The sequence below is a fragment of the Streptomyces sp. SID3343 genome, from assembly GCF_009865215.1.
Taxonomy (GTDB): domain Bacteria; phylum Actinomycetota; class Actinomycetes; order Streptomycetales; family Streptomycetaceae; genus Embleya.
Genome location: NZ_WWJX01000200.1, coordinates 1 through 1,765 on the forward strand (window position 1 = coordinate 1; position 1,765 = coordinate 1,765).

Below are 1,765 nucleotides of genomic sequence, written 5' to 3' on the forward strand. Positions count from 1 at the left end.
CCGAGGGCACGGAGCCGAGCGCGGGCGGGCGTCGGCGGCGTCGCGGGCCCGGCCGCGGCGCCGCCGGTTCTCGCAGAAGAGGCACTTGTCCCGAGCGTCCTCGTCGACCGGCCCGTACGGATGTTCGTTGCAGAGCGTGGTCGGCACGGGAGCGGTCAGCTGCCCCAGAAGCCTGCGCGTGTTCGCCAATTGCTCGGCGATCGCGTCGTACGCCTCCGGCGGGCTCGTATTGCCGAGGAGGTCGACCATCTCCATCAGGTTCTTGGTCGAGCGGACGAGTGCGTTCGTATCAGGTGCCACGCCTATGGACTGTAAATGATCGACAGGACATCACCGCACGATCAGGACTTCCAGGGTCCGGGGGCCGTGCACCCCCTCGACCCGGTCGAGCTCGATGTCGCTGGTCGCGGACGGGCCGGAGATCCAGGTCGACGGACGTCCCGGGGTCAGCCGTTCCAGCGCCTGCGGGACGGACGCGACGACGTCCCGGGCCCTGACCACGCACAGGTGCCAGTCCGGGACCAGGGTGAGCGCGCGCCGCCCCTGACCGGGCCCGGCGTCGAGCACGATCGTGCCGGTCTCGGCGATCGCCACCGCACTCGACGTGAGTACGCCGTCGGCGGTGTCGAGCTGTGCGACGGACAACTGTTGCCCGAAGTCCGCCTTGGTGTCCGGATCCATGCCTGCATGGGGCCTGTTATTAATATGATCGTCGTACCGCCACCCGTCCGGCAGGACGCGCACCCCCACACCCAACTCGGCCGTCCACGCGTCCGGTACGCCCGCCGGCACCACGACCCGCCTGGCCCCACGCCGCGCCACCGCCTGCGCGACGGCCTGCGCCAGGTCCCCCTCGTCGACCTCGTGCACGATCGCCCGATAGTCGAGCAGGTGCTCCACGAGCAGTTCGAGCACACCTTCGCTCACATGCGCCCGCGCGTAGTCGCGCGGCACGGGGAAGATCTCGTCCCCGGGCACATCCACGAGCGCCTTGCGCACCCGAGCCAAAATCACGTCACGCGAACTCACGCCCGACCCCCTTCGCCCTTCCCGCTCCGCCGAACCCCGGCCCCGTCGCCTTGCCGAACCGTCGACCTGCCGAACCCGAACCGCCGAACCCGATCCGCCGATCCGCCGAACCCGAACCGTCGATCCGCCGAACCCGAACCGCCGAACCACAGCGCCGTCACCCTTCCCGCCCCCCGTTCTGCGACCGCTCCCGCACCCACCAGTCCCGGAACGACTCGGCCGGCACCGCCGGGATCGACCGGCTGTCGGTCCAGGCCGCCCCCGGCCCCGGAGCGCGCTTGGGGATCAGCTTGCGCGACCGGGACGCGATGCGCTGGACCCGGCGCAGCCGCTTCGGGCTGTTGAGCACCCACTCCGCGGCCTTCATCGCGACCTTCTCGGCCTGGTGCCCGTCACCCGCGACGACCTCTTCGCGCAGATGGACGAGCACCTCGGGAATGTCGATCGCCACCGGGCACACCTCGTAGCACGCGCCGCACAGCGAGGACGCGTACGGCAGCGACGCGGTCTGTTCGTCCACCTTCTCCGTGGCGATGCCCCTGAGCTGCGGGACCAGGATCGCGCCGATCGGGCCCGGATACACCGAGCCGTACGCGTGCCCGCCGGTGCGCTCGTACACCGGGCACACGTTCAGGCACGCCGAGCACCGGATGCAGCGCAGCGCCTGCCGGCCCGTCCGGTCCGCGAGCACGTCGGTGCGGCCGTTGTCGAGCAGGATCAGGTGGAACTCCTGCGG

Annotated in this window: 2 protein-coding genes and 1 pseudogene; all 3 read right to left on the bottom strand. The window is 71.0% G+C overall.

Going from position 1 to position 1,765, the window contains the following annotated elements; genetic code table 11:
- Positions 1-300, bottom strand: a pseudogene (locus GT354_RS52485) (hypothetical protein); the annotation flags it as partial.
- A 30-nt stretch (positions 301-330) separates the two neighbouring features.
- Complete coding sequence (locus GT354_RS07395; RefSeq protein ID WP_161355449.1) at positions 331-1,029, bottom strand: LUD domain-containing protein; 699 nt, start codon at positions 1,027-1,029, stop codon at positions 331-333.
- Positions 1,030-1,186: 157 nt separating this feature from the next.
- A partial coding sequence (locus GT354_RS07400; RefSeq protein WP_161355450.1) for a 4Fe-4S dicluster domain-containing protein occupies positions 1,187-1,765 on the bottom strand: 579 nt, incomplete at its 5' end.